The following is a 26,242-nucleotide window of genomic DNA, read 5'->3' as shown; positions in this document are numbered from 1 at the left end:
TCACACGTTCCGGCCAACCTATTGCCTGCCCCGGCCCGGACACCAATCGGCCGGCTGTTACCGCGCTGTGGAGGTCGGTATGTCGTCGGGGAGGATCAGGCGCCGACATACCTGTCACTACCCACAGCGGAGGATGCGCATGCGTGGTCTGGAAGGAAAAACGGTAGTGGTCGCCGGCGGCGCGACGGGTATCGGGCGTGGTGTGGCGCTGAGGCTGGGCCAGGAGGGCGCCAAGGTTGTCCTGGGGGATCTGGACGGTGCCGGTGCGGACCGTGTGGCTGGCGACATCACCGAGGCCGGTGGCGTCGCGATCGGCGTTCAGTTCGATCTGGGTGACGACGAGTCGGTGACCAGCCTGATCGAGACCGCGGTCGGTGAGTTCAAAACGGTGCACGGCTTGTACAACTGCGCTGCCGACACCTCGCCGGAGACCATCGTTGCCGACACCCACGTGATGGAGGCCGACCTGGGCATCTGGCGGCGTACCTTCGAGATCAACCTGCTCGGCTTCGTGCGCACATGCAAGGCCGTGCTGCCGATCCTGCTGGGCAACGGCGGCGGAGCGATCGTCAACACGTCGTCCGCGGCCGCGTCGCTCGGCGAACCGACCCGGCCGGCCTATGCGGCGTCCAAGGCCGGGATCAACACGCTCACCCGGCACATCGCCACGACCTGGGGCAAACAAGGTGTGCGCTGCAACAGCGTCGCGCCTGGGGTCGTGCTCACGGAGCGCCTCAAGGAGAACCCGCCACAGGAGTTGCTGGACTGGGCCAGCTCGCTCGTCCGGGCGCCACGGCTCGGCGAGACGTCCGACATCGGCGCGGCCGTTGCGTTCCTGTTGTCCGACGACGCCGAATGGGTCAACGGGCAGGTGTGGCGGGTCGACGGCGGTCACGAGTTCCGAGAGTGATCGCCCCTGCGAGCTATTCGGCCGCCTCTCCCGACAACCCGCGCTCGTTCGCGATGGTGGGGGACAGTGACCGCATGCTGGCGGGGTGGCACGTGTGGCTGAGTACTACTACGGCCCCGGCGGCCAACTCGCTACGGCCGTCGGTCTTCGCGGCGGTTCGGGGACGCCGATGGCCCGATCTGTGCTTGGCTCGCGTGGTCGGGGACCAACTCCTGGGATACGCGGCCAGTGCTGCCGGGCGTCCCGGCATGACGATACGTCTGGAGTTGTCCTACCGGGCGCCCGTACCGCTGCTGACTCCGCTTCGGCCGGAACAGGCCGCCATGCTGTTCGGCTCGATCCGGCACCTGGACGCGACGAGCCCCTCGGTGGCGCACGACTGAGGTCACTGTGACGGATTTCGGCCGACAACGTTCGCATCCCGGTTACTGGTGAGTAATGTGGTCTGGGATGACCGGGACGACGACGAGGCGGCCATGAGCAACGACCGGATTCACGCCTTTGGCGATGACGTTCTCGCTGATCACGACGCGGTCGCCATCGCGGAACTGGTACGTACGCGGGAGGTCGGCGTCGCCGAGGTGACCGCGGCCGCGATCGCGAGGGCCGAGCGAGTCGGCTCGTTGAACGCGGTGGTTTTCGACGCGTACGAGGCGCCGCGATCGACCAGTGATCCGGGCGCGCCGCTGTACGGGGTGCCGACGTACATCAAGGACAACACGGATGTCGCCGGCATGCCCAGTAACCACGGGACCGATGCGTATGTCGCGCGGCCTGCCGAGAAGGACGGGCCCTATACCGAGCATTTTCTTGCCACCGGGGTGACGGTTCTCGGGAAAACCGCGTTGCCGGAGTACGGGTTCAGCGCGAGCACCGAGTTCCAGTCCCGGGAGCCGGTCGGCAACCCATGGCAGCCGGAGTACTCGGTGGGGGCCTCGTCGGGTGGTGCGGCGGTGCTGGTGGCCGCTGGTGTCGTGCCGATTGCGCACGCCAATGATGGTGGTGGATCGATCCGGATCCCGGCTGCGTGTGCTGGGCTGATCGGGCTGAAGCCCACGCGTGGCAGGCATGTCGACGGGCCGAGCGCACGTCAGATGCCGATCAACGTGGTCTCCGAGGGCGTGCTCACCCGGTCGGTGCGCGACACGGCCGCGTTCGTCGCCGCGATGGAGGACCGGTGGCGTAATCCCGCGTTGCCGCCCATCGGGCTGGTCACCGGGCCGGCTCGGCGCCGGCTGCGGGTCGGCCTGATCACCGAGTCGGCGACCGGCGCGTCCGCATGCTCGCAGACCAAGGCGGCCGTCGAGGCTACAGCGATCCTGCTGGAGCAGCAGGGGCATATCGTCGAACCCGTGGCCGTGCCGTTCGGCCGGCAGTTCGTGGACGACTTCGTGCTGTACTGGGGATTGCTGGCGACGGCCGCGGCACACACCGGCAAACTCACCGACCGTGCCTACAACCGTCACAAGCTGGACGGATTCACCCAAGGGCTGCGCCGCCGTTACCTGCGCACGCTGCACCACACACCGGGCGCGATCCGCCGGCTCACCCGTGCGCACCGTAGGTATGCCGGCATGTTCAGTCACCACGAGCTGATCTTGTCCCCAGTGCTGCTGCACACGACACCGAAACTCGGCTACCTCAGCCCCACAGTCCCGTTCGACGAACTGCTCGAACGACTCACCGGCTACGCCGGCTTCACCCCGCTGAGCAACATCGTCGGCGCGCCGGCCATCTCCCTGCCCATGGCAGTCTCCGAAGAAGGCCTCCCCATCGGTGTCCAGTTGGCCGCCGCGCACGGCGACGAACGCACCCTCCTGGAAACCGCTTTCGCCATCGAACAGACCCACCCATGGCCACGCATCCAGGAGTCGTAACCGGGAGCGGATATCGAAGACGTACGCGCGCAGCTGGTCACTCGATTCGGTCCTGAGGCCGAGAGGTGGCTCGCCGAAGTCCCAGACCTCGCCGCACGGCTGGCCTCGCAGTGGGGATTCGAGCTGGGCGAGTTGTTCGGGAGTGGGGCCTCGGTATTCGCGGCGGCATTCGCTCTCCGTCCCAGCCACGATCGCTGCTTACGGCAAACTCGCGCCCGAAACCCGGAACGCTTTGCGGGCCGCGTGGAGTACCTGCGGCGCACCACGGCCGACCCTTATGAACGTGCGCTGCGATCACTGCTCTTCACGGCCAGACCCGACACGGTCAACCGGGCGATGGCCCGCGGCGACTTGCAGGGGGTGATGTTCAACCGCGATGCCGCGATCGTCGACACCGTCGAGTGGATCCTGCGCAGGGAGGACCGCATCGTGCTGGCCGCCCACAACGCCCATATTCAACACGGACCGTTGCCATGAATTAAATGACCGAATACACTCATTCAGTCAAACAATGGGGTGAGGTTGATGGTCAAGGCTGGACGGCCGCCGCAGGATCCGGCGCGTCAGCTGGAGCGGGCGCACCGGATCCTGGATGCCGCTGCCGAGTTGATCCTGCGCTGGGGTTACGGCAAGACCACGATCGATGACGTGGCGCAGCGTGCCGATGTCGCCAAAGGCACGATCTATCTGCACTGGAAGACCCGCGATGATCTGTTCGCCGCGCTGCTGCGCCGTGAGCGGGTCCGCTTGCTGGAGGAGATTCGGGCGGATGCGCCGGCCGCACTGAGCGAACTGTACGGGCAGTTCGTCGGTACGATGTTGCGCCGGCCACTGCTGCGGGCGGTCTTCGTCGGCGACGCCGAGGTACTCGGCAAATTCACGCGGATGAAGCGGCACAGCACGACGGGGCTGGAGCTGGGGCCGGCCTTCGATACTTACCTCGGCCAATTGATCGAGCATGGCGCGGTGCGCGAAGAGCCGGGGGATCACGCGTTGGTGATCTCGTCCATTGTGTACGGGTTCGTGTTCCTGCCGGACATGCTTGCGCAGGAATCACGGCCGACCGATGAGCGGATCGCCGAACTGGTAACCGACACCGTGGAGCGGGCCATGGCCTCAGGCCGGACGTTACCGGAACCGCATGCACGGGCCGTGGCGCAGGCGACCCTGGACTTTCTGGACGCCATGCTGGCGGTCGCCCGTCGCAGACTCGCGGTTTCTCTGGGGATGGAGCGTGCGCTGTGAAGCTGGTACTGGTTCTCGATGATGCCGCGGCCGATTTGGCCACTGTGGGCGGAAAGGGCGCGTCGCTGGGGCGGATGTTGCGAGCGGGATTGCCGGTGCCCGGCGGATTCCACGTCACGACCGAGGCGTACCGCGCCTTCGTGTCACCCTTCCGCGATGAGATCGATCCCAGCGATCCCGAACGCACGGCGGCGCTGTTCGCCCGGCACGGGCTCCCCGCGCCTATTGCCGAGGAGATCCAGCGCGCTTACCAGGCTCTCGGCGAAGACGTGCCGGTTGCGGTCCGCTCGTCGGCCACCGCTGAGGATCTGCCGGAGATGTCGTTCGCCGGCCAGCAGGACACCTACCTCAACATCCGCGGCGACGCCCTGTTGGACGCGGTCAAGCGGTGCTGGGCCTCACTTTGGAACGCGCGTGCCATCGCCTACCGCGACCAGCATGGGGTTTCCCACGACGATGTAGCGTTGGCGGTGGTGGTGCAGGAGTTGGTGGACGCGGACGCGGCCGGGGTGATGTTCACCGCCGACCCGATGACCGGAGCCCGCGATGAGACGGTGATCAACGCTTCTTGGGGGCTGGGCGAGGTTGTTGTCGGCGGTCAAGTCACTGCGGACACGACGGTGGTCACGCACGGCGCGGTTATCCAGGCTCAGACCGGCGACAAGACCGTCATGACGGTGCGCACGTCGACAGGCACTGAGCAACGGCCGGTTCCCGAGGAGCTTCGCGGTCAGCCTGTGTTGGATGTGGCGCAGGCCGTGGCGTTGGCCGGAATCGGTGCGCGTGTGCAAGAGCTGTACGGCATGCCGATGGACATCGAGTGGACCAGGCGCGACGGCGAGTTCGCGATCGTGCAGGCCCGCCCGATCACTGGCCTCAAGCCCCAGCACGAGGAGTGGAACGACAGCCTCAAGGGGGAGTACCTGTGGACCGGGGGCAATCTCGGTGAGGCCATCCCTGACGTGATGACGCCGTTGACGTGGTCGTTCGTGCGCCTGTTCATCCATGAGGCGATGTCCGCCTCGGCCATGCCCGGTGCCGAGATGGTGGGCAACATCGGCGGCCGCTTCTACATGAATCTCACCCCGATCTACGCCGTGATCCGGGTCCTGCGCGCGAAGAGCTTGCTCAGCGCGATCGAGGACATCTTCGGCAGGATCCCGCCAGGGCTCGACGTGCCGAAGATGAAGCTGTTGCGCTGGGAGGTCATCAGGCACGGCGTGCCCACGGCGATCCGGGTCCGGCGACGGGCCCGCAGGAACCTGAAGGGCATGCGCGCGTTCCTGGCCACTGCCCAGCAGCGGTGCGAGCAACTGCGTACGCACATCGCGGCCACCGGTTCGTGCTCGGAGCTCGCTGAGGTGTACGAGCGCGAGGTCCAGCCGCACCTGGTCACCGCTTCCCGCATGCTGGAGGCCGCCGGCCGGCAGGGCGGCATTTCCCTGATCCGTACCCGCGACGTGCTGCGCAAGATGATGGGCGACATCGATGCCGAGGCCATGCTCACCGGTGTCAACGCCGACGGCGAACTGGCCAGCATGGGGCTCGTGATGGGCCTGACCCGGTTGGCGCACGGAGAGATCAGCCGGGATGAGTTCGCCCGCACCTACGGCCATCGCGGGCCGCACGAGTTCGAGATCTCCGTCCCGCGTCCCGGCGAGGACCCGAGCTGGATCGATGCCCAGCTTGCCGGTCTGCGCGACCTGCGGTCGGGCACCGAAGCACTGCTTGCCCGGCAAGAGAAGGCGCGCGAAGCGGCCTGGACGCGCTTCGCCGAGCGCTATCCAGGCAAACAAGCCGCGATGCGCGATCGGGTACGGCGCTGGAACGGTGTCGTACGTGATCGCGAGTCAACGCGTTCGGAGGTCATGCGGGCGTTCTGGGTGCTGCGCGCGTTTGTCGTCCGGGCAGGCGAGCTGACCGGCCACGGCGAGGACGTGTTCCACCTCTACCTGGAGGAGCTGCTGGATCTGTTGCGCGGCAACGCGATCGGCCTGGGAAGGGTGCCTGTGCGGCGGGCGACCTACGAGCGGTACGCGGCACTACCGCCGTATCCGGCCTTGATCGTCGGCCGGTTCGATCCGGTGCGTTGGGCAGCCGACCCGGATCGGCGTGCCGACCTCTACGACGCGCGGGGCACCATGGTTCCGGTGGGCGACACCGTGACCGGCTTCCCCGGCGCCCCAGGCGTGGTGGAAGGCATCGCCCGGGTGATCGCCAGCCCGGAGCAGGGCGACAGGCTCCAGCCCGGCGAGATCCTGGTGACCACGCTGACCAACGTGGGCTGGACCCCGATGTTCCCCCGCGCGGCCGCTGTCGTGACCGACATGGGCGCGCCGCTGTCGCACGCCTCCATTGTGGCCCGTGAACTCGGCATCCCGGCTGTCGTCGGCACCGGCAACGCCACCATGCGACTGCACGACGGCGACCGCGTCCGGGTCGACGGGGAACGCGGCACAGTGGAGTTGTTCACCTGACGGTCCCCAGGTGCCGTCACGGGTGGCGTCGTTCGGCAGTATGTCCAATATGGACGGTCAAGAGTAGTTCGGAGCCGTCGGAACGTTCACATGTTGGAAGTGGCTGACCGCTTCCAGCGAGATCGACGTGCGTCGTGTGGTGTTTCCCTGTTTCACGCCGGGAGCAGATCGAACCCTTCGTACTCTTTGGCGGCGACCTGGTCGCAGTGTTCCCGGTAGGCCCCGACGCCGCCGATGTAGGTCAGGAAGACCCGCGGTTTTCCCGGCACGTTCGCGCCGTTGTAGTACGTGTCGGCCGTCGGATAGACCTCCCGTGCCCGCACTCCCGCACGCATACGTCCAAGCAGGTAACCGTCACGGAACCAGGCCGAGCTGTCGCGCACGAACATCTGGTTGGGCAACGGTTCCAGCAACCGCCACGGCCGGTGGTGTCAGAGCGAACGCTTCCCTGAAACCGACCGCGGGACATCAGTGCTGGCGAGCCCGCCCAACAGTGTTCGCACAAACTTCTCGGGAGGTAACCGTGCCAGCCAGGATCCGATCTTGTCGCGGACCCGTGGCGGCACCCGTGCGGCAGCCATTGCCTGTGCTGCCAGGTGTTCGCGGACTGCCAGGTCCTGACACACGTCAGCCAAACCGTCCCGCAGATCGAGAACGGCGACACCCCGCGAACGCAATACCGCCGTGAACGCCTGGTGTTCCTCGTACGCCCGCTGCGGCCAAACCAGCTCGTCGAACAGGAAATCGGTGTGATCGTCGGGATCCAGTTCCGAAAGTTCGCTGCCCGGACTGTGCACCAGCACGGCGCGTAATCTACCTGTCTCAGACTCCACCCGATGCTCGTTGAGCCACGTCGATGGCCTCCCCACAACTTCCACGCTGCGGGATAGACCACGACCCTTTACCCAAACCAAGGTGAGCGAGAAAAACCCGGGTTTACCCGATCGTCGTAAGCAACGGCAGAGTGTTCCTACGGCGCCTTCAACGGGTCGTGCCCGATCGACATCAGACGTCGGCGCCAGTTTGCTTGTCCTTGCGTGGGTTCGAGGTCGTCTCGCCGTTCGGCCAATACCCGGTCGACCACCGACTGCATGACACGCACGTCGTTGGTGTCCAGATCGGTCCGGCGTTTGCGCAGGATGCTCAGTACCTGCTGGCCGGTGGGAGTTCCGGCCTGGTCGGGCAACGCTTCGGTCTCCGGTTCGGCGGATCGGGTGCGTAACCAGTCACTCAGCTCACGGGAGGACATGTTCACCACCCGATGGAACTCGTCCCACAGTTCGTCGTCGACCTGTGACTCGGCCAAGATCCTCACCTCCTCGATTCCAGGCGTACCCGCATCGCGGCGAACGAACCGTGTGTATGTCCGATGAAGGCCGGGTAGCCCCGGTCGGATGGCCGTACTGGCGGGAAGCGCACAACTGACACACACGAGATCCCGCGCGTCCGGTATCGCTGGGCCGGCCCTTGACTGGCCACAGTGGAGCGATCCGTCACCACGGGATGTCAGATTGGCCGATAAGCCAACCGATGAAGACGGTGGCGCCATGGATGAGGACGACGACCACGAGGGTCAGAACCACGACAATCGCAGCGATGAGGGCGACTCCGGCCGCCAAGCCGAGCCCCCAATCACGTGGTCGTACAGTCAATCGCCTGTTCGGTTTCGGCTGCGGATCAAGCGTGTCGTCTTCATCGTCTGCCATGACAGAATGATAGGCGGAAACCTCAACCACGTTGTGACCGGCACCTGCGTGTACGCGGCTATCGGTTCGGTATTCGTTCGGAATCGTTTTCCGGGTTTTGACAGTGCTTGACTCGGTGGCATTCGATGCGTTTAGTTGTGTCTGGTGATACGGATAGGGGCCGATACTGTGGGGCAACCATGAATGGGTTCGGCGCGGCGCAGCACTATTTGGACAACGGCCGCACAGCGAAACGCGACGGTCCGACACTCGGTGTCCTGGGCGGCCTTGGCCCGGCCGCCGGTGTCGAGTTCATGCGGCTGTTCACCGACGGTTGGCCTGCCACGCGGGACCAGGACCATCCACGCGTCATCCTGTTGTCGGAGCCGGCCATTCCGGACCGCACGGCCGCGCTACGTGGCACGGGCCCCGATCCGACGCCGTACCTGAGTGAGTCGCTGGCCCAGTTGGCGGTTTGGGGAGCGGACCTGCTCGCGGTTGTTTGCAACACGGCGTTCGCCTTCATCGACGAGTCCGTTGCCGCGATCCCGGTCCCTGTCGTGCACACAGTGGCGGCCGCCCTGGACGCCGCGCAGGTGCGCGCGCCGACCGGAGCATGGCTGCTCGCCACAGACGGATGCCTGATCAGCGGTGGCTACCAGCGCCACGCCGACAAACGCGGATACCCGCTGCGGGAGCCGGATCCCGGCACTGCCCGCCGCGTGCACGAATGTATCGAGATGGCCAAGGCGGGCTGTCTCGGCGACGCCACGCGCCTGTTCGACGAGGTGCTTGACGGGCTGCCGGACGCGTGGCCACCGCTGCTGGCGTGCACCGAACTCTCCCTGATCCGGCCGCTGAGCCGGCATCGGCGGCCGGCGGTGGACAGCACCCAGGCGCTGGCCGCCGAATGTGTCAGACGGCTGCAATTGTGCGGGCCCGGCGAGGTCATCGGCGGGCCCGTGAAAGGAATGCGGCCGCGCCGTGCCACTGTGAAGTAAAACATTCGACCGCAGGCATCTATCGGTTCGGTATTGGTTCGCGATCGCTTTTCGAGCGTACGGCAATGCTTGACTTTTCGTTATTCCATGCGTTTAGTTGTGTATCTGGGGATACGGGGTAGGAGACCTCATGCAGATCGCCTGGAATCCGGCCGAATGCCGTGAACCGCATTCGAACCATGGCTGTCCGGTCCATCTGAGTGCCCGCGCTTCCGGCATTCGCGCAGCGGGAACCGGGAGCGTGCGGTCATGACCCGGTCCAGCCGGCTCCGGCGGCCACCGATCCTGCTGAGCGCACCGGAGCCGGTCGCGGTGGCGTTCACCGGGCAACGGGCTGCCGAGAAGCCGATGACACTGGGCCAGCTCAACATCCTGGAATGGTTCCGCAACGCGTCCGGGCATCCGTACGTCACCATCGGCGCCGAACTGGCCGTCTGCGGGGACGTAGGGGTCGCGGACGTTGTCGAGACCATTGCCGTTCTGCTGGCCAGGCACGAGGGCCTGCGCACCCGCTACCGCGACGGTGACCCGCCGACCCAGCAGGTGCTGGACTCCGGTGTGCTGACGCTCGGCGTCTGCTCGACGGACGGCAGCGGACCGGACCGGTCGGCCATCGCCCAGCGGCTGCTGCGGCAGTTGCGCGCCGAACCCCTCGACCCGGCCGGCCTGCCGCTGAGGATCGCCGTCGCTGAGAACACCGGAACAGTGGTGGCCGCCGCGATGGACATCTCACACCTGGCCGCCGACTTCGGGGCCGTGGAGATCATCAAGCAGGAGTTCGCGCAGATGCTCGCCGACCGGTCGGCCAGGCGAGCCGGCCTGCCCCGGCACCAGCCGCTGGATCAGGCCGAACTGGAGTCTTCGCCGGCACAACGGCGGCAGGCCGAGATGGCGCTGCGCTACTGGCGGGAACAGCTGTCCCGGATGCCGCAGTGCCTCTACGCGACACCGAGGACAGCGCCGAGCGGCGACTCGGTATGCGCCGGCCTGTCGTCGGTGGCAGGCGCGCTCGCGGCGTCCGCGATCGCGGCCAGGACCAGGACCAGCCGGGCCAGCATCGTGCTCGCCGCGGTCGGTGCCGTGCTGGCCCAGCGCACCGGCTACCGGGAGCTGGTGTTCCCGGCCTTGGCCGGCAACCGGTTCGGTCCGCGCCTCGCCGGCTACGTCGGTACCCTGGCCCAAGGCTGCCTGACCGTGCTGCCAGTGGCCGGGCACGACTTCGACGCGCTGGTCCGGACTGCCTGGACTGCGGTTCTGGAGAGCTGCCGGCACAGCCGCTACGACGCTTTCCACCGGGTCGAGATGGCGCGGCGGATCGAGCATGACCGCGGCGTGCGTTTCAACTACGAGCCGCTGTTCAACAGCGTTGCTGCCGAGACCGGAGTCCCGAGCCGGGACAGCTCGCCCGCGGCGATCGAACAGGCCCGGCGGTCCACGTCGGTGAGCCTGCGGCCGATGCCGGCTGGTTCGTCGCAGCTGCGTTTCGACCTGTGCCAGGCCGATCACGTCCTGCGGCTGGATCTGTGGACCGGGGACACCCGCCGGGTGAGCCCGGACGAACTGCGGTCCCTGCTGCTGGCTGTGGAGAACCTGCTCGTGGCGGCCGCGGCCGGTGACCTGAGCGCCGAGGAGATCCGGGCGGCGGTGCGGCTCGAACCGATCACCAGGGGACCGGACTGGGTGCTGGCCGACTCGTGCTGGGTCGAACCGGCCGAGGTGCAGCGTGTGCTCGACGAGGCGTTCGGCCCGGATGTGGCCAAGGTCTTCGCACAGGCCGGCGACCGGCAACTGGTCGCCTATCTGGCCGAGAGCGAATCCGTCCGCACCCCCGAACAGGCCCATGCCCGATACATGGCCGCGCTCGCGGGCCATCCCACCGCGATCGCTCCGCGCCATTACGTGATGTGCGCGGCGATGCCGGCCGATCCGGCTGACCGGTCGCAGTGGCGCGTGCTTCGGTCCGGGGACGGGCGATCACCAGGTGAGAGCTGACCGGCCGGCGCTGTGCCGGCCGGGAACAAACAGGGCCAAGTGCAGGAGGAGAAGGGAAATGGCATCGCTGTCGGAGATCTCCGGAGTACTCGGCCGACATCCCGGCGTCGAACAAGCCGATACCGTGATCGTCTGCCTCGACGGGCAGGAGCTGGTCGTGGCGGTTGTCGAGTTGCGTGAGTACTGGAGTGGGCCGGTCCTGCGTGACTACGTCAACCAGCAGTTCGGTGTGGCCGCGCTGGCGGGTGTGCTTGTTGTGGAGACGCTGCCGATGGTCGACGGGACGGTCGATGCCGGCTACGTCGAGGCGGCGATCGCGGACGGTAGATGCACGTTGTACGCACACCCCCGGGACGAAGTCGAAAGCCGCCTGGCGGCCATCTGGGCCGAGCTCATCGAGCTGCCCTCGGTCGGCGTGCACGACGATTTCCTGGAACTGGGCGGGGATTCGCTGTCGGCGCTCGGCATCATCTCGGCCATCGAGGCCGAGTTCGACCGGTCGCTGGACGTGTACGAGTTCATGAACGCCTCGTGCGTACGGCGGCTGGCCGACCTGCTCCGCGCGGACGCATCCCTCGTCAGCACCGAGCGCGAGTGATCCCGTGGCGATGAGGACTTCTGTCCGGCAACGGATCGCGGACATCGCACGGATGGCGCCCGGGGAGACCGCACTGGTCGGCTTCGACACAGAACTGGCCGAGCAGTCGTTGTCCTGGCGCGAGCTCGCCGAAATGACGGACGATCTCGTCGGCTTGCTGCGGGCGTTGCCGGATCGGCGAGACACGCCGTGCGTCGTCGTGGAGGCAGCCAACACTGTCCACTCCGCAATTGGCATCGCGGCCGTGCTTTCCGCGGAGCTGCCCCTTTTCCCGTTGAATCCCGCCGCGCCACCGGCTGAAAGAGCGGGCATCTTCAGCTTTCTCGGCCGGCGGTTCGGGCGCGTGCATGTCATGGACGGCCGTCATCAGCTACACGAAGCCGACATCGGGAGGGCGGCTGGGACAGCACCGAAGCCGTGGCCGGAGGCCGCTCCCGCCTTCATGCTGGCGACTGGGGGAAGCTCCGGGGTACCGAAGATATCGATGCATCGTGACCCACTCGGTTACGACCCCGCCCGCACGCCCGCGATGGCGATCCGCAACACCGGGTGGCGTGCGGGGCAGCGGCAACTGATCGTGGGACCCCTTTACCACGCAGCGCCCTTCACCGTGTTCCTGGATGCGCTGCTCGACCGGAACACCACCGTCCTGCAGCCGTTCTTCGCGCCGTCGTGGACGATCCGCCTGGTGGCCGGTCACCAGATCGAATGGATGCAGCTCACCCCGACCCATATGCGCGAGATACTGCGGCTGCGGCCGGATTCGGCGAGTTTCGCCAGCATCAAAGCCGTGCTGCACACGGCCGCGCGCTGCGACGCGGACACCAAGCGCGGATGGATCGATCTTCTTGGCGCACAACGGCTTTACGAACTGTACGGCGCGACGGAGGACATCGGCGTAACACTAGTGCGTGGCGACGAATGGCTGGCTCGCCCCGGAACAGTAGGTCGCGGGGTGCTCACCCAGATAGCGATCATGGACGACAACCGCCGCCGCGTTCCGCCGGGGACGGTCGGAACCGTGTTCATGCGTAGCCCGGGACGTCCCGAACGGCGCGGGTACGTCGACAACCGGATGCCGGAGACCACAGTGGACGGGTTTGCCACAGTTGGTGACCGCGGCCGGGTCGACCGCGACGGCTACCTCTTTCTGGAGCCGCGCAAGCACGACGTCATCAACGTGGGCGGGGAGAAGGTCGACCCGAGTGAGGTGGAGACGGTGGTACTGGGCCATCCCAAGGTACTTGACACAGTCGCGGTGGGTGTTCCGCACGAAACGCTCGGATTCGTGGTCGGCGTGCACGTCATGCTGAAGCCGTCCTCGACCATGAGCAACGGCGAGCTGATCGCGCACTGCGGACAGCGGCTGGCGACCCACAAGATCCCCAAACAGGTGACGTTCGTCGAGGAGATCCCGCGTTCGGCGGCCGGGAAGGTCCAACGCTGGCGGCTGGCCGAATCGGGCAGGGGCGGTGAACGCGATGCGTCCATCCGTTGACGATCCCGTCGGCTACCGCCGGATCCATCCCCGTGACCCCCTGGAGATCTGGCTTTCCCAGTGCTGGCGGGAAGTGCTCGGGTTCCCGGCCGGGATCCGGGACAACTTCTTCGCCATGGGCGGGAACTCGCTCGACGCCGCGAGAGTCGTCGACGCCGTGTTGCAGGAGTTCGGGATCCAGCTCCCGCTGAACGTGGTGACGAACTGCCCGGACATCGAGAAGCTGGCGGCACAGCTGCGGGGCCTGGGCGCACGATTGCCCGGCCCGCTGGTCGAAATCCAGTACGGCGAGAAGGACCATCCGCCGTTGTTCCTGGTGCATCCGGTCTCTGGGCAGGTTGATCCGTACTGCGGGCTGTCGGACGCACTGGGCGACGAGTTCGCCGTGTTCGGCTTACAGGCCATCGGCCTTTACTCCGGCGAGGAGCCCCTCGCGGCGATCCCGGCGCTGGCCGGCCGGTATGTCGAGGCCATCAGATCGGTCGAGCCGGACGGCCCTTACTGCCTGGGCGGCTGCTCGACCGGGTCGGTGATCGCCTTGGAGATGGCCCGGCAACTGGCCGGCTCCGGCGCACAGGTGCGGTTGCTCGCCGTCATCGATCCCGCTCTCATGCCGGGGGCGTCGATCGGGCGGGCACACGTGCCGAACGAAACCGAGGACTTCCTCCAGCGCGCGGCGCGCGTACGGCAGGCCAACGACATCGCGGCCCGCAGCTACTCGCCGGAGGTGTACCCCGGCACGATTGACCTCTTCCGGGTGGCAGACAGCCAATCGCCGGACCTGGACTGGGGCGCGGTGGCCTCATGTCGGGTGCACGTCTGTGCCACTGATGACGAACTCGGCCGCCAACTCAGGTCCCGGATCGAGGTGCGGCCGTGACCGGCGGGGCGTTGGAACGCCGGGCGTTTCCGGGAGTGCCGACTAAGATCGCCACCTGGGCGGGCGTGTGTCCCGATGCGCCGGCGATCACCCAGAACTCGCGGCAATGGACCTATCGGCAACTGGTCGATGCCGCCGCCGTTGTCGCCGGAAAGCTGAGCGCTGCCGGCGTGGCCGGCGGTCAGCGGGTCGCGGTAATGGGTCCCCGCGGATTCACGCTTGTCGCGGTGTGGACGGCCGTGCTCGCCATCCGGGCGGTGCTTGTTCCCGCTGACCCGGCGCTGCCGGTGGCCCGCCAGCGCGACATTCTCGATCGAGCCGACCACGTGGTCGCCGTCGGTGATACCGCCGTGCCGACGGGATTGCAGATCCCGGTCGTCCGCATCGCCGACATCGAGTTCGGCACTGGCATGTGCGAGCTGGCGGCCCAGCACGTCCCGCCGTCAGACGAGTCGGCGTACCTCTTCCTCACCTCCGGTACGACCGGACGTCCCAAAGGGATCATCGGCCGCCATCGCAGCCTCGCCCACTTCCTGCATTGGCAGCGCACAACTTTCGAAGTCGGACCCGGCGACCGGGTGGCGCACCTCGCCTCCGTGGAGTTCGATCTCAGCCTGCGCGAGGTCTTCCTGCCGTTGACCTCAGGCGCGACGCTCTGTCTCCCGGCTGCCGGACCGATGCCGCCGGCATCCCTGCTGCCTTGGGTTTCCAGCGAACGCATCACCGTGATGCACGCCGTCCCCACTGTCGCCCGGGCCTGGCTGCGGGCTGCTTCTCCAGAGCTGCGCGTGCCCGACCTACGGCTGCTGCTCTTCAGCGGCGAAGCCCTCAAGTCCGCTTTCATCGAGCGATGGCGTGACCAGTTGCAGTACAACGGCACGATCATCAACCTGTACGGCCCGACCGAGACGACCCTCATTCGCTGCTGGTACGAGGTCCCAGAGCCCGCCACGCCAGGCATCCAGCCGCTCGGACGGCCGATCGCGGACAGCCTCGCCTGGATCGAGTCGGCCGACGGGCAGCACTCCCGGACCGGCGAAAGCGGCGAGATAGTCATCCGGACCCCGTACGGCAGCGGCGGCTATCTCGACGCGACCGCCGACGAGCGCGCGCGATTCACCGTTGCGGCGGACCATCCAGAGGACACGATCTTCCATACCGGGGACCTCGGCCATCTCGACCAGGACGGTGTCCTGCATTTCGATGGCCGGGCCGACGACCAGGTCAAGCTGTACGGCGTTCGCGTGCACCTGCGTGCGGTGGAAGCCGTTCTCGAGCAACAGCCAGGCATCGACCACGCCGCAGTGGTCGTCAGCCCAGACCCGAACGGCGGGCCGCCTCACCTGACCGCCCATCTTGTGCTGGAAGCCGGATCCTCCATGATTCCCACGGACCTGCGTACGCGTCTGTACGAGCGGCTGCCGGTGGCGGCGGTACCGGCCAGATTTGTTGTCACGAAGACCCTGCCCACCACCGCGGCCAGTGGGAAGACCGACTACCGCAGGCTGCTGTCCAACGCATCCGCCGACTGCTGATCCACGCGGCCGGTACCGGCGCTGAGGACCGAGTGCCAGGTATTGAGGTTGGCTGGGTCGAGCGGAGTGGCCGCGCACAGTACGTAGTGGCGTGGGGTGAGGGCGTCAGGGTGGTTGGGCAGGGCGGCCATGCATCGGGCATGGGCCTGTTCGGGGGTGCTGACGGATTCGGTCGCGACCAGGTACGCGACCAGTGGCCGGCCACCGACGGAAGGGAAGAGCCGGGCCGCCGCGGGCGCGAGTGCCTCGTCGAGGAGGCGCTGTGCCTCGACGAGGTCCACCCAGCAGGAATCGACGAGAGTCCAGTCCGGTCCGCGGGAGATCGGGTCGAGACTGATCACTTCGCGAATCCGGCCGGCGTCCAGGTCACTGTGGGCCGCGGCCACGAGCAGGCGTTCGACGGCGAGCAGCAGTGACTCCATCTCGGTGCGGGGCACCTTGCCCGAGTCCGCGCTCCACGACTCCAGCCGGACAACGCCCTCGACCTGGGTGAGCCCGAACCTGACCGGCGCCTGGAAGCCCGGCACCGGCCGCCATCGCAGCTCGGTCTGCCGCAGCGCGGCGTTCACCTGTTCCAGGCGGCACTCGGCCCCGGCGTTGAACGCAGGCAAGGACTCGGCCACGAGACTGTTGAACAACGGCTCGTACGAGAAGCAGAGACCCCGTTCGTGTTCGATTCGCTTGCCTACCGCCACGCGATCAAACGCGTTGTACCTGCCGTAGCGGCATGCCTCGATGACCGACGTCCAGGTCTGTGTGACCAGCGCGTCGAAGCTCGCCCTGCTGACCTCGACCGTGGCGACGCAGGCCTGGACCAACGTGCCGACATACCGCGACAGGCGGCGTTCGAAGCGATTGCCCGACAGCAGGGGGAACACCAGCTCCTGGTGGCCGGTGCGTTGCGCGAGCACGGCACAGATCGCGGCGAGGACGATGCTCGACCCGCTGGCGCGTGTGCGCGCAGCCACCGCGCGCACCGCCATCGCGGCGGCCACGGACGACAGTTCCACCGACAATGACTGGCCGGTCGGCCCGGCACTGGGCACATACAGGTGCCGAGGCATCCGCTCCAGCTGATCCTGCCAGTAACACAGCGTTGTCGCCGCCTGGTGTCGCGCGGCAGGCGTGGCCTCCAGCCCGGCCTGGTCCAGGGGCTGGTGGCGCGGTTCACCCACCTGCCGCGCGGACCGGTCGCGGATCATCTCGGCGAACTCGCGCCTGACGATTCCCAACGCCTGGTAGTCCACCGCCATGAGAGAGAACTCCGCGGCGCAGGCGATGACCCGCTCGTCCACGACGGCAACGGCTACCCGCACCGGAAAGTCCGTCATGCCGGGCGTTTCCCGGGCGGACAGCCACCGGATGAGCGCCTTGGCCACGGCAGGCCGGTCCGCCGCGCCCCACCCTGCCTCGCCGAGCGAGCAGACATCGAGCATCAGCACACCGGCGTCGACGACCAGCTGACGTGGGCGTTCACCGGTCACGTACGAGGTGCGCAGCCCTTCGTGCCTGCCAAGCAACACGGCGATGATCTCCGCCACGTCGCCCACCGACGTCTCGCCGGACACTTCGAGCTCATCGCAGACGGTCGCGGGGACGTGCCCGGGTGTGCCGCTCAGCCACTGCAGGATGTTGAGCTGGCCGAAGGTCATCGGCCCCTCAGCGGCCCGTCGCCCGGTGAAGCCGACCGGGATCGAGCGCAGCGGCGTCAGCTGCACGCGGCGCCGTGGCGCACCGGTTCCGGTGGGTGGACTCACTGTCATCTCACCAGATCCAGGCCTGCCAGCCGGCTGTGGTCGATCTTGCCGTTCGGGGTGAGTGGGAACGTGTCGAGTGTGATCACCGACTCCGGGACCATGTACTCCGGCAACAGTTCCCGCACGAAGGCACCTAGCTCCTTTGTGGACACCGGCTGCGCCGACTCGACGTAGGCGGTCAGCCGCGGGGTCTCACGGTGGTCCTGGCGGATGGCCACCACAGCCTGGCGAACCCCTGGATACGCCATGACTCTCGCCTCGATCTCGCCCGGTTCGACCCGGAAGCCGCGCACCTTCAGTTGCCGGTCGAGCCGCGCGACGAACTCCAGCCGTCCGTCGGGCAGATACCTGACGACGTCGCCGCTGCGGTAGACACGGCCCGTGCCGAACGGGTTGGGGATGAACTTCTCGGCGGTCAGAGCCGGCCGGTTCCAGTAGCCCCGGGTCACGCCGATCCCGCCGGTCAGGCACTCCCCGGGCACACCGGGCGGCACGAGGCTCAGTTCCTCGTCGACCACGTACAGCTGGGTGTTCCAAAATGGACGTCCAATGGAGACCGGCGACGAGGTCAGCTCCCCGGCCGGCCGGCACTCCATCACGCATGCCACTGACGTCTCGGTGTGGCCGTACTCGTTGGCCACCATGACATGCGGGGCGTTCTCCCGCCAGAACGCCAGCTGCTCGGCGGTGAGCTGCTCGCCGCCGACGACCAGCCAGCGAGCTCCGGCCGCGGCGGTCGTCGCGGACTCCGACACGCACTGCGCCAGCAGGGGCAGGTGGCCGGGAGTCAGCTTGACGAACGTGTAGTCGGCGTCGTCGGCCAACCGGTCACTGAGGCCGACGACAGGATGCTCATCCTCCGGGATCAGGGTGACCGTACGGCCGTACACCAATGGCAGGAACAGCCCAGTCACCGTCAGGTCGAAGGACACGGGTGAATGCACTGGCGCGCCGGTGCCTTCGTGTGCCCGGTATTTCCAGCCACACCAGGCGAGGTAGTGCACTACGCCGCGGTGCAGCGCCATCACGCCCTTGGGCGTGCCGGTGGAGCCGGACGTGTAGATGACGTAGGCCAGGTTGTCCGGTGTGACAGTGCTGGCCGGCCGGTGCGACGGCTGCTGGGCGATCTGCTCCCGGTCAGTGTCGATGGTGACCACCGTCCACGCGGCGGCCGGTACCCGGTCGGCCAGGTCCGAGCGGGTGAGCAGCACCGGTGCTGCCGTCTCGGCGGCCATGAACGCCAGCCGGGAGGCCGGATAGGACGGTTCGAGCGGCACGTAGCACCCGCCTGCCTTGAGCACGGCGAGCAGGCCGACCACCAAGTCGATCGAACGGTCCAGCAGCACGCACACCGCGACGTCGGGGCCCACTCCGAGGGCGATCAGGTGATGCGCCAACCGGTTGGCTGCCGAGTCCAGCTCCCGGTAGGTGAGCCGGTCCGGGCCGAACGTCACTGCGGTCTCATGTGGACACTGATCCGCCTGCCGCTCTACCAGCTGGTGCAGGCAGTCCTCGGCGAAGGGGTAGTTCGTCGTGGTCGAGTTGCGCCCGTGCACCAGGTCGTGGCGCAGCTGTGGCCCGAGTACATCGAGGTCGGCGAGCCGCACAGAGCAGCCGGCCGCGATCTGTTCGCATAACCGCGTGTATCCCTCTGCGAGCGACTCGACCAGGTCCGGGCCGACGATCTCGGGCCGGTGGCCGAACCGCCCGCCGTCCGGCTCGGGAGTGAACAGCAGCGCCGCGTCAGGGCGGGCCGGGCGGCTGCCTGCCTGGCGCACCCGCCGCACGAGTTCGTCGAACCGGACAGACCCCGAAAGCCCGGCGGGCAGTACGAGCGCGGCGCCGCTGACCGAGCCGATGACCCGGAGATCGCGAGGTCCGGACCACCGCCCGGCGAGTACCTGGAAGACCGCGAGCAGGACGTCGTCCAGCGTCGCGTCGCAGTCCCGGCCGACGGCCGCGAGCCTGCGGCACACCCCGTCCGGCAGTGTCACGGCCCGGAACTCGGTCTGCGCCGGTGCGAACGTGCTCATGCGGCTTGTTCCTTTCGCCAGTCGCGCACGACGGCACCGATGATGTGCACCGCGCGGTCGATGTCGTCGCGGGTGATCTCCCGGTGGGTCACCGCGCGAAGCTGCCCCTTGCCCAGTTCGGCGAGCCGGACACCGCGCTCGGCCGCCAGCGCGATGAGCGTCGCGTGCGGCGGGCCGGGCTCGTCGACCTTGCACATGACGATGTTGGTACGCACCCGCGCCGGATCGGCACTGATACCGTCGATCTGGTCGAGCCCTTCGGCCAGTAGCCGGGCGTGCGCGTGATCCTCGGCCAGCCGGTCGACCATGGTGTCCAGCGCGATGATCCCGGCCGCGGCGATCACGCCGGCTTGGCGCATGCCGCCACCCAGCATCTTGCGCACCCGGCGCACCCGGTTGATGAACCCGGCCTGGCCGGCCACGACCGAGCCGATCGGCGCCGACAACCCCTTGGACAGGCAGAACTGCACCGAGTCGGCGTACCGCGCCAACTCCCGGGCGGGGACCCGCAGCGCCACCGCGGCGTTGAAGATCCGTGCGCCGTCCATGTGCACCGCCATCCGGTGGTCCCGTGCGAACTCGGCTATGTCCACCAAGTCAGGCGGCCCGAGTGGGATCCCGCCAGCCCGGTTTGCAGTGTTCTCCACGCACACCACGGCGGGCAGCGAGAACTGCGGGTCGTCCCAGTCCTCCGGCAGCGCTGCCGCCAGGTCTGCCAGCCTCGGCCGGCCGAGGTCGTCGACGGCGATCGGGTCCAGCGCGACCCCACTGCACACCGAGACCCCGTGCGCCTCGTACACATAGATGTCGGAGTCGCGGCCGGCCAGGACCCGGCTGCCTCTCGGGGCATGCGCGGTGAGCGCGGCGAGGTTTGCCATCGTGCCACTTGGCATCAGGCACGCGGCCGGCTTGCCCATCGCGTCCGAGGCCTTCTCCTCGAGCAGCCGCACGGTCGGGTCCTCGCCGTAGACGTCGTCGCCGAGCGGCGCGGTGGCCATGGCGGCGAGCATGTCCGGCGTGGGCCGGGTGAAGGTGTCACTGCGTAGTTCGATGATCGGCACTGTGATCACTCCCGGGCGGTAGGTACTCGATGGCGATCGCCGCGACAGCCCGGTCGGCGATCTTGCCGGCGGTTTCGCCGTCACCGCTCAGCGCGATCACGTAGCCCTTGCGGTCGGCGAAGGAGTGTCCGATATGGATCGTTGTCCCGGCGGTCGCCGCGCAGCTCGTCTCGACGACGCCGGGCAGCTCGCGAGCCAGGTCCAGGCCGGTCACCGCACGCACGACACCGGACCGGGGTGGCACGAGGAACCGGATCGACGCGTAGCGGTCGCCCGTGCCCACCGGACGGACCGGCCGCCCGGACAGGCCGGCCACCACTTCACCGACCAGGTCTCGCCCGGTCGCATGACGCACCAGCCGGGGGATGAGCCCGCCGGCGAGGCGAGGGTTGACTTCGATGACGTACGGGTCGCCCGAATCCTCCAGCCGCAGTTCCATATGCGCTGGACCGGTCGTGAGCCCGAGTGCGTGCACCGAATCGCGAGCCACCGAGCCGAGCCGCTCCGCGACGTGGACAGCCACCGGAGCGGGGAAGTCGTGCCCGGTCTCCACGAAGTACGGCTTGGCGCCCAGGTGCTTGGCGGTGATTCCGGCGACCTCGCCGTCGACGAGCTCCACGGAGAACTCCGGCCCGCTGATCTCACGCTCCACCAGCACCTTGTCGATATCGTCGCCGGCAAGCAGATGCTCTGCCCAGCTCGCGGCGGTGTACGGGTCGGCACAGGCGCGCACGCCCTCAGATCCAGAGCCTCGTAAGGGTTTGACCACCACCGGCGACGCCATGGTCCAGGCGGCATCGTGCGCCTGTACCCGCGTCTGGCACACCGCGAAGTCGGGCACCGGCACGCCGTGACTAGCCAGCCATTGTCGTTGTGTGGCCTTGTCCCGGCACCGCGCGACGGCCGCCGGGTCGGGCCCCGGCAGACCCAGCTCAGCGGCGACCGACGCTGCGGTGTGCATGAAGTACTCGCTGCTGCTGGTGACACCGGCGAGACCCGTCGGCATCAACTGGCGGCAGACCGCTGTCACCGTTGCGGCACAACAAGTGTCCACCTCGCGGGTGTCCAGGCCCAGTTCGGCTGCGTAGGGATATCGGGCAGGGGAGCGGGCAAGCAGTACCGGCCGCAGCCCGTGCCGCCGGGCCGACTCCGCGAAGTCCTTGCCGGTGCCTGTGGTGTTGCTCTCCACCAAGACAAACCAGGGTTGTGTCATGTGTAGCCGCCCAACTGGCGTACCGCTTCATTCCGTTCGGTCTCGGCTGTTGCCAACCGGTCTGACCAGGCGGCCACCTCTCGCGTATGGCTCCGCCAGGCTGCGGCGAGCCGGTCGTGTGCGGCGGCGAACGACCTCGGTCCAGGGCCACCGCCGAAGTCGGTGGCGGCCAGCACGGCGACCGGGTCGAGGTCCGCACCGGTCAGGTCCACCGGCGTGGCCACCCCCTCGGACCGCAGTAGGTCGCCGAGCCGTTGTCCGGTGGCACAAATGTCCACAGTAGACGGTTTGTGGACGCCCTCGGAGATCAACTCGGTCACCAGCCTGCCCGTCACGCGGTGCGCGATACGGAATGGCACTCCCTGCGCCACCAGGCGATTGGCCACCGCGGTGGCCACGGTGAACCCCTCGTCCGCGCCGCGCAGCATGGCGTCCTGGCACGGCTGGGCTCCGGCGACGACGGAGACGGCCAGCTCGGTCATGCCGGTGAACCGGTCGATGGCGGGCCAGATCGAGGCGACCGCCTCCGTGCTCACCTCGACGGAGTTGCCGAACGGCACGTTCTTGATGTTCGCCACGGCCGCCGTCCACGCGCCGATAAGCGCGCCCGCGCCGCCTTTGATGTGCTCCAACAGGAACGGGTTGCGTTTCTGCGGCATCGCCGAGCTCGAACCGACCAGGCTGTCCGGGAAGCCGACGAGGCCGAACTCGTGCGTGCTCCACAGTTGCAGGTCGGTGCACAGGCGCGACAGGGTCAGGCTGGCCAGTACACAGGCGGAGAGCAGCCTGACCGCGGTGTCCCGGGACGCGACTGCGTAACCCGCGTGGCTCACCGGGGTGGTGAACCCCAGCAGGGCGGCGGTGCGTGCCGGGTCGATGGCCACGTCCGTGCCGCCGCCGCTCGCCGCGCCGAGCGGGCACTGACCCAGGCCCTCGCACGCCTGCCACAGGCCAAGGATGTCCTGGCCGAGCGACTCGCCGACGCCGAGCAGGTAGTACCCGTAGCTGGCGGGCGTGGCCGGCTGGAACTGGCTGTAGGCCGGCATCACGACTGTCCGGAACCTCCTGGCCCGGCTGAGCAGCAACGCCTGCAACCGCAGCAACCCATGCAGCGCCCCGATCACCAGCTCCCGCAGGCGCATGTGGTGCATCGTCGCCTTGAGGTCGTTACGTGAGCGCCCGGTGTGCAGGACTCCGCCGACCCGCATGCCCAACCGGTCGATCAGATGGTCCTCGTAGAGCAGGTAGACACCTCGCGGCGCGGGCCGGCCGCGCAGCGGTGCGAACCCGGTCACGCGCAACTCGTGGATCTCGGTGAGCAACCTGGCCGCGGCGCCGGTGTCGACCAACTGCCGCTCGGTGAGCATGATCAGATGGGCCTCGTCGATCACGGTGATGTACGGCAGTTCGAGATCGATGGCGGCGTCCGCGTTCACACCGAACACCACCCGGTGCGCCCGTCCGCTGAGGGACCGGGAAAGCCGTCCGGTGCCCGCCGTTCGCGCAGGGGAGTCGGTTCTGGTCATCCCGACGCCTTGATGAGATCCGCGCCCGCCGTGACATCGGCCAGAGAACGCCGCCGCCACAACATGCGGCACCAGCTCTGGTCGGCGTCGCGTGGCCCGCGCACGATTCGGGGCGACGGCCGTGGCTCACGGCTGTAGCCGGTCAACCAGGCGTCGTCGTAGACGGTGTCGTGGTACCGGTACCCCTCGTCCGGCAACACGATCACGGTCAGCGAGTCCGGATGGACACCGGCCCACCAGGAACCCACGAGGTAGGACGCGCCGCTCGTCGGCCCCATGAACAGGGCGTGGTCCTGGTGCAGCCGACGGGTGGAGTGGAACACGTCGGCCTCGGTCACCCAGTGCACCTCGTCGAACTGGGTGTGGTCGAGGTTGGCCGGGTGCAGGCTGTTGCCGAGGCCGCGCAGCACGCGATGCCCGTCGGGCTGGCCGAACAGCACGCTGCGGTGGGAGTCGATGCCGATCGACACCAGGCCGGGGTTCGACTGCCGGAGGTAGCGGGTCGTGCCGCACATCGATCCGCCGGAGCCGACCGGGCCGATCAGGCAGTCGACCTGACCCAGCCGGTCGGTGAGCAACTCGGCGATCATCGCGTAGGACCCGGGGTTGTCCGGATTGGAGTACTGCTCAGGGCAGAACGTGTTGGGCAGCGCCGTCTGGATCTCCGCGAGCCTGGCGAGCCTCGACGCCTGGTACCCGCCGGCAGCCGCCTGATGGCGCACGATCTCGACCACGGCACCCAGGTCCTCGAGCTGGCGCCGCAGCCGCTCGTCGATCACCGGGTCGCCGACCAGGATGAGCGGGCGGCCGTCGATCGCGCACTGCATGGCGAGGGCGAGACCGAAGGTCCCCGAGGTCGTCTCCACGACCGAGGTGTCGCGGTCGAGCCGGCCCGACTCCGCGGCGCGGCGCAGGATGTGCCGCGCCGGCACCATCTTCATCAGCCGGTAGGTGAGCGCGTAGAGGTTGGGCGCCAGCCGGACCAGTGTCGGAATACGTTGTGTCTCCACCACATCGGCGAACACTCCGGCGCTCATCGGGCCGGCTCCGGCGGGTCGAGCAGGGTCTCGGCCACCGCGCCGGCCGCGGCGGCCGGATCGTCATACAGGTACTGGTGGCCGCCGGGCATCAGCCGGCACCGGAAGCCGGCGACGGTGAGCTCGGACCACCGCGTGAGCAGCCGCTCGGGGGCGTTCGGGTCGGTTTTCCCGCCCAGTGCGGTGATCGGGACGTCCAGCGGTGGCCGTGGCGTCCAGCGGTAGGACTCGCAGACAGTGAGATCCGCACGCAGCAACGCAAGCAGGATCGACAGCAGGTCCTCGTCATCGAACTGCTCGCCGCCAAGACCGCCGTTGGCTGCCAGGTAGTCCCGCAAGTCCACATCGGACATCCGGGCGACGTGCGTCCGTAGCGGTTTGAGCTCCATCAGGTGGGCCGGCACGTGGGCGGAGACGATCAGGTGCGCCGGTGGCCGGCCGTCGGCAGCGAGTACGCACGCGAGGTCGTAGGCGAGCAACGCGCCCATGCTGTGCCCGAACAACGCGAACGGCTGTCCGGTCTCAGGGCGGACCGCGTCGACGAGCTGAGCGACCAGTTCGCCGGCCGAGGTCACGGGATCCTCGATGAACCTGCTTTCCCGCCCAGGAAGCTGGACCGGAACCACGTCCGTGGCTGGCGCCAGCCGCGTCATCCACGACCGGTACCCGGAGGCGGAGCCTGCTGCGGGCGGCAGGCAGAAGAGCCGGAGATCGGCACCGCTTTGCTTCGTACGGAACGGAAACCACGGCGACCGGACCGACGCGGCGGGCCGCGCCCGCGTCATTGTCCGCTCACCCCGACGGGAGCTTGTTTGCTCGTGGCGTAGTGGTGAATCCGGGCCACCGAGGAGAAGTTCGCGATGTCGAGGTCGTCGTCGACCACCGGAACACCGAGGGTGTTCTCCACGAACATCACGATCTGCACGGCGAACAACGAGTTCACGTGGCCGGTGGCGAACAGGTCCTGCTCGTCGGTGAATTCCAGCCCACCGGTGTGCTTGGTGACGAACGCCCTGATCGTCGCGAGTTGGTCAGTCATGGTCGCTTTCCGTTCCGCTCGTGGCTGATTGGTCGTAGGTGAAGAACCCGCGGCCGCTCTTGCGGCCGAGCAGCCCGGCGTCGACGTATCTCCTGAGCAGGATCGACGGCCGGAACTTGGGATCGTCGAAGTTGTCCAGCAACACGACGAGCGAGTGCAGAACCGTGTCGAGGCCGATCAGGTCGGCAGTCGCGAGCGGTCCCATCCGGTGGCCGAGACACCCGACGAACAGCCGGTCGATCTCGGCCGCCGTCGCCACCCCCTCGTCGAGCAGGCAGATGGCCTCGTTCACGCAGAGCATGGCCACGCGGTTGGTGACGAACCCGGGGGAGTCCGCCACGACCACGCTCTGCTTCCCGACGGCGGTGAGCAGGTTCCGGGTCAGCGTGATCGTGCTCTCGCTGGTGTGAAACCCGCGGATCACCTCGACGAGCGGCTTGAGCTGCGCCGGGTTCATGAAGTGCGTGCCGATGACCCGGTCCGGCCGCGAGGTGTGCGAGGCGATGCGGGTGATCGGGATCGCCGAGGTGTTCACCCCGAAGACACACTCCGCCGGGCAGATCTCGTCGATCTCCTCATAGACCCGCTGCTTGACCAGCGGGCTCTCCGTGACGTTCTCGACCAGGAAACCCACGTCTCGGAGGCTTTCGTACTTCGTGGTCAAGGTGATGCGGGCACCGACCTCGGCCGCCGAGGGCGCCGGTCCGGTGTGGAACATGCCGGCCATGCGCAGGTCAGTCGCGATCGCGCGCTCGGCCTTCGCCAGCGCCTGCTCGGCAACGTCGACCAGCGTGACCGCGCAGCCGCCCAGGGCGAACGCCTGGCTCACCCCGATGCCCATCGTGCCTGCGCCGACGACGCCCACGTGCTGGATCACC

23 protein-coding genes and 1 pseudogene are annotated in these 26,242 nt (G+C 68.0%); 12 read left to right on the top strand and 12 right to left on the bottom strand.

Annotation, left to right across the window (positions count from 1 at the left end; all coding sequences use genetic code 11):
- Positions 1-139 precede the first annotated feature (139 nt).
- The 6 genes from JOF56_RS44220 (at position 140) to JOF56_RS44200 (ending at position 6,509) form a co-directional block, all read left to right on the top strand.
- Positions 140-910 (top strand): SDR family NAD(P)-dependent oxidoreductase, encoded by a 771-nt coding sequence (locus tag JOF56_RS44220; protein WP_209645530.1) that lies wholly within the window; start codon positions 140-142, stop codon positions 908-910.
- 248 nt (positions 911-1,158) lie between these two features.
- Complete coding sequence (locus JOF56_RS59750) at positions 1,159-1,293, top strand: hypothetical protein (RefSeq protein WP_281065584.1); 135 nt, start codon at positions 1,159-1,161, stop codon at positions 1,291-1,293.
- 48 nt (positions 1,294-1,341) lie between these two features.
- Positions 1,342-2,787, top strand: coding sequence for an amidase (locus JOF56_RS44215; protein WP_307855532.1), 1,446 nt, complete (start codon positions 1,342-1,344; stop codon positions 2,785-2,787).
- 243 nt (positions 2,788-3,030) lie between these two features.
- Positions 3,031-3,264 (top strand): erythromycin esterase family protein, encoded by a 234-nt coding sequence (locus JOF56_RS60900; protein WP_372448307.1) that lies wholly within the window; start codon positions 3,031-3,033, stop codon positions 3,262-3,264.
- Between the two features lie 48 nt (positions 3,265-3,312).
- Positions 3,313-4,032 carry a TetR/AcrR family transcriptional regulator gene (locus JOF56_RS44205; protein WP_209645529.1) on the top strand — a complete coding sequence of 240 codons (720 nt, stop codon included), beginning with the start codon at positions 3,313-3,315 and terminating at the stop codon, positions 4,030-4,032.
- On the top strand, positions 4,029-6,509 hold the full coding sequence (locus JOF56_RS44200; protein WP_307855531.1) for a PEP/pyruvate-binding domain-containing protein: 2,481 nt from the start codon (positions 4,029-4,031) through the stop codon (positions 6,507-6,509). The genes JOF56_RS44205 and JOF56_RS44200 overlap by 4 nt, the downstream gene beginning before the upstream one ends.
- 152 nt (positions 6,510-6,661) lie before the next feature.
- Here the strand turns inward: JOF56_RS44200 and JOF56_RS58745 are convergent.
- The 3 genes and pseudogenes from JOF56_RS58745 to JOF56_RS44180 form a co-directional block, all read right to left on the bottom strand.
- Positions 6,662-7,306: pseudogene (locus JOF56_RS58745) on the bottom strand (arginine deiminase family protein).
- A 173-nt stretch (positions 7,307-7,479) separates the two neighbouring features.
- Entirely contained in the window at positions 7,480-7,815 is a 336-nt protein-coding gene (locus JOF56_RS58740; protein WP_281065583.1) for a DUF3140 domain-containing protein, read from the bottom strand.
- A 187-nt stretch (positions 7,816-8,002) separates the two neighbouring features.
- Complete coding sequence (locus JOF56_RS44180) at positions 8,003-8,215, bottom strand: hypothetical protein (protein ID WP_209645525.1); 213 nt, start codon at positions 8,213-8,215, stop codon at positions 8,003-8,005.
- A gap of 179 nt (positions 8,216-8,394) precedes the next feature.
- On the opposite strand from JOF56_RS44180, the gene JOF56_RS44175 reads away from it, so the two are divergent.
- From JOF56_RS44175 to JOF56_RS44150, 6 genes are all read left to right on the top strand, one after another.
- Positions 8,395-9,195 (top strand): aspartate/glutamate racemase family protein, encoded by an 801-nt coding sequence (locus tag JOF56_RS44175; RefSeq protein ID WP_209645524.1) that lies wholly within the window; start codon positions 8,395-8,397, stop codon positions 9,193-9,195.
- A gap of 249 nt (positions 9,196-9,444) precedes the next feature.
- Positions 9,445-11,187: a condensation domain-containing protein gene (locus JOF56_RS44170; protein WP_209645523.1), complete on the top strand. Its 1,743-nt coding sequence runs from the start codon at positions 9,445-9,447 to the stop codon at positions 11,185-11,187.
- 58 nt (positions 11,188-11,245) lie between these two features.
- On the top strand, positions 11,246-11,785 hold the full coding sequence (locus JOF56_RS44165) for a phosphopantetheine-binding protein (protein ID WP_209645522.1): 540 nt from the start codon (positions 11,246-11,248) through the stop codon (positions 11,783-11,785).
- 10 nt (positions 11,786-11,795) lie between these two features.
- A complete protein-coding gene (locus tag JOF56_RS44160; protein WP_209645521.1) occupies positions 11,796-13,283 on the top strand; it encodes an AMP-binding protein in 1,488 nt (495 codons plus the stop codon).
- Complete coding sequence (locus tag JOF56_RS44155; RefSeq protein WP_209645520.1) at positions 13,267-14,163, top strand: thioesterase domain-containing protein; 897 nt, start codon at positions 13,267-13,269, stop codon at positions 14,161-14,163. The genes JOF56_RS44160 and JOF56_RS44155 overlap by 17 nt, the downstream gene beginning before the upstream one ends.
- Entirely contained in the window at positions 14,160-15,698 is a 1,539-nt protein-coding gene (locus tag JOF56_RS44150; RefSeq protein WP_209645519.1) for an amino acid adenylation domain-containing protein, read from the top strand. Before JOF56_RS44155 ends, JOF56_RS44150 begins: the two co-directional genes overlap by 4 nt.
- On the opposite strand, the gene JOF56_RS44145 is transcribed toward JOF56_RS44150, so the two are convergent.
- Genes JOF56_RS44145 through JOF56_RS44105 form a run of 9 tightly spaced genes read right to left on the bottom strand, consistent with a single transcriptional unit; the run spans position 15,659 to position 26,241 of the window.
- Positions 15,659-17,461, bottom strand: coding sequence for a condensation domain-containing protein (locus tag JOF56_RS44145; RefSeq protein WP_209645518.1), 1,803 nt, complete (start codon positions 17,459-17,461; stop codon positions 15,659-15,661). The two genes, JOF56_RS44150 and JOF56_RS44145, sit on opposite strands and share 40 nt — an antisense overlap.
- Positions 17,458-19,488, bottom strand: a complete 2,031-nt coding sequence (locus JOF56_RS44140) for a non-ribosomal peptide synthetase (protein ID WP_209645517.1) — start codon at positions 19,486-19,488, stop codon at positions 17,458-17,460. The genes JOF56_RS44145 and JOF56_RS44140 overlap by 4 nt, the downstream gene beginning before the upstream one ends.
- Positions 19,485-20,558 carry a GntG family PLP-dependent aldolase gene (locus tag JOF56_RS44135; protein WP_307855530.1) on the bottom strand — a complete coding sequence of 358 codons (1,074 nt, stop codon included), beginning with the start codon at positions 20,556-20,558 and terminating at the stop codon, positions 19,485-19,487. Before JOF56_RS44135 ends, JOF56_RS44140 begins: the two co-directional genes overlap by 4 nt.
- Positions 20,524-21,738, bottom strand: a complete 1,215-nt coding sequence (locus JOF56_RS44130) for an ATP-grasp domain-containing protein (RefSeq protein ID WP_307855529.1) — start codon at positions 21,736-21,738, stop codon at positions 20,524-20,526. Before JOF56_RS44130 ends, JOF56_RS44135 begins: the two co-directional genes overlap by 35 nt.
- Before the next feature lie 20 nt (positions 21,739-21,758).
- Complete coding sequence (locus JOF56_RS44125) at positions 21,759-23,288, bottom strand: lyase family protein (protein ID WP_209645515.1); 1,530 nt, start codon at positions 23,286-23,288, stop codon at positions 21,759-21,761.
- Positions 23,285-24,325 carry a pyridoxal-phosphate dependent enzyme gene (locus tag JOF56_RS44120; protein WP_209645514.1) on the bottom strand — a complete coding sequence of 347 codons (1,041 nt, stop codon included), beginning with the start codon at positions 24,323-24,325 and terminating at the stop codon, positions 23,285-23,287. Before JOF56_RS44120 ends, JOF56_RS44125 begins: the two co-directional genes overlap by 4 nt.
- Positions 24,322-25,110: a thioesterase II family protein gene (locus tag JOF56_RS44115; RefSeq protein WP_209645513.1), complete on the bottom strand. Its 789-nt coding sequence runs from the start codon at positions 25,108-25,110 to the stop codon at positions 24,322-24,324. Before JOF56_RS44115 ends, JOF56_RS44120 begins: the two co-directional genes overlap by 4 nt.
- Entirely contained in the window at positions 25,107-25,364 is a 258-nt protein-coding gene (locus JOF56_RS44110; RefSeq protein WP_209645512.1) for an acyl carrier protein, read from the bottom strand. The genes JOF56_RS44115 and JOF56_RS44110 overlap by 4 nt, the downstream gene beginning before the upstream one ends.
- The gene (locus JOF56_RS44105; protein WP_209645511.1) at positions 25,357-26,241 is read right to left on the bottom strand and encodes a 3-hydroxyacyl-CoA dehydrogenase family protein; all 885 of its coding nucleotides are present in this window, start codon (positions 26,239-26,241) and stop codon (positions 25,357-25,359) included. The genes JOF56_RS44110 and JOF56_RS44105 overlap by 8 nt, the downstream gene beginning before the upstream one ends.
- Between the last annotated feature and the right edge of the window lies 1 nt (position 26,242).

It is taken from the genome of Kibdelosporangium banguiense (assembly GCF_017876405.1).
GTDB classification, from domain to species: domain Bacteria; phylum Actinomycetota; class Actinomycetes; order Mycobacteriales; family Pseudonocardiaceae; genus Kibdelosporangium; species Kibdelosporangium banguiense.
The sequence above is the reverse complement of the archived record's forward strand: the minus strand, read 5'-3'. Positions and strand labels throughout refer to the sequence as shown.